2 protein-coding genes are annotated in these 1867 nt (G+C 40.4%); both read left to right on the forward strand.

What is annotated here, in order from left to right; all coding sequences use genetic code 11:
* Window positions 1–946: methyl-accepting chemotaxis protein (locus H6S82_RS31605; protein WP_191057369.1), on the forward strand; the 946-nt coding region annotated here is incomplete at its 5' end.
* Window positions 947–1177: 231 nt separating this feature from the next.
* A partial coding sequence (locus tag H6S82_RS31610; RefSeq protein ID WP_242057193.1) for a protein-glutamate O-methyltransferase CheR occupies window positions 1178–1867 on the forward strand: 690 nt, incomplete at its 3' end.

The raw sequence follows: 1867 nt of genomic DNA on the forward strand, positions 1-1867 counted from the left end.
GGCAGCGAAGGGAGACTTAACAGTTAAAGCACAAGTTGATAACGAAATTTTAGGAACGATAGCAGATTCCTTTAACTATCTGGTCGGTTCTTTACGTAAAGTTGCGATCGACATTCAAAATGCCACTGACCAAGTTAACCAAGCTACCAAAGTATCAGTAGGCGATACCACTGAACTAGCCCAACAAGCCCGCAGCCAAGCCTCACAAATTGAAGCAACTTTACGGCAATTGGAACGAATGGTCGCCTCTATTAAAGAAGTCTCAGAAGCTGCTAAACGAGCCGAACAAGTCGCCCAACAAGCTGCTAAACGAGCCGAAACGGGTGGCAAAGCTGTAGACCTTACTGTCTCGGCAATCGATCGGCTTCGCGAAACAATAGCGGAAACATCGGAAATGATGAAGTGTTTGGGTGAAGGATCGAGACAAATTGGTAAAATTGTCACTTCTATCTCTGATATTGCATCTCAAACAAACCTACTCGCTCTTAATGCTACAATTGAAGCAGCACGAGCCGGAGAGCAAGGAAAAGGCTTTGCCGTAGTTGCTGAAGAAGTCCGTAAGTTAGCTAAACGTTCTGCTTCTGCTACTGAAGAAATTTACCAAATTGTCCACACCATTCAGGATGCAATTAGTCGTGTAATGGGTGCGATGGAATCTGGTAATCAACAAGTAGTAGAAGGAACGCAAATTGCGGCGGCTGCTAAAACTAATTTAATTGCGATTATTGAAGTCAGTCGCGAAATTAACGGTTTGGTGGAAAACATCACTTCCGCCAGTAAAAAACAGACTTTCTCAGCAGAGGAAATTACAGCTACTGTCAAGCGAGTAAATGCTATTTCTACAACAACTGCCCAAAAATCAGAAGAAGTGACAACCTCTTTAGATGGATTAGCTGTTGTTGTCAATAAACTCCAAAGCTCAGTCGCCAATTTCTGCTCTCAGTAATGCTTTTGAGTTAAAAGTATATGCCTGGTTACTTCTTCAATATCTCGAAACAGTTGAAAGCCAAAAAAATAATTAATGTAGATGTCTATAAACTTTTACGATTTCAATTATCTTCGTGAATTAGTGCGTGGGTATTCCTCAGTTGTCATAAGCAGTGACAAGGCATATTTAGCGGACTTACGCTTAGCGCCTCTAGTTACTAAGATGAAGTTAAATTCCTTGGGAGAGTTAATGAATAAACTACAATCTCAGCCCTTTAATCATTTACATATCCAAGTAATTGAAGCTATGCTTCTGACAGAAACTTCTTTTTTTCGAGATGTCTATCCATTTGATGCGATCGCCAAAACTATCTTACCCGAATTAATACGTAAAAAACAGACACAACAAACTCTCAATATTTGGTGTGCTGCGTGTTCCAGCGGTCAAGAGCCCTACAGTATCGCCATGTTATTATGGGAACAATTTCCCGAACTAGCAACTTGGAAAATTCGTTTACTTGCCACAGATTTATCTCATGAAATGATTGCCCGCGCCCGCGCTGCAAGCTATCACCAGATGGAAATTATGCGAGGGCTACCCAAAACGCTCTTGATGAAATATTTCCAAAACTCTGGCAAGATATGGCAACTAAAAGATAACATTCGTGAAATGGTAGAGTTTCGCCAAATGAATTTAGTTACCGATTCATTGGAAAAGACCATTTTTGACATTATCTTTTTACGTAACGTTCTCATCTATTTCGATTGGCAAACCAAAAAAGCCGTTTTGGACAAAGTTCGAGAAGTTTTATCCCCCAACGGGTATTTATTTCTTGGTAGTGGAGAAACGCCTTTGAATACATATGAAGATTTTCCACCTGTTTCTGGAGCAATCTTAATCGATCCCACAAAAATTAGACCGGGAACTAATTTTTTTAAG

Origin of the sequence: Planktothrix sp. FACHB-1355 (genome assembly GCF_014748295.1) — a bacterium.
In the GTDB taxonomy this organism is placed as follows: Bacteria; Cyanobacteriota; Cyanobacteriia; order Cyanobacteriales; family Aerosakkonemataceae; genus Aerosakkonema; species Aerosakkonema funiforme_A.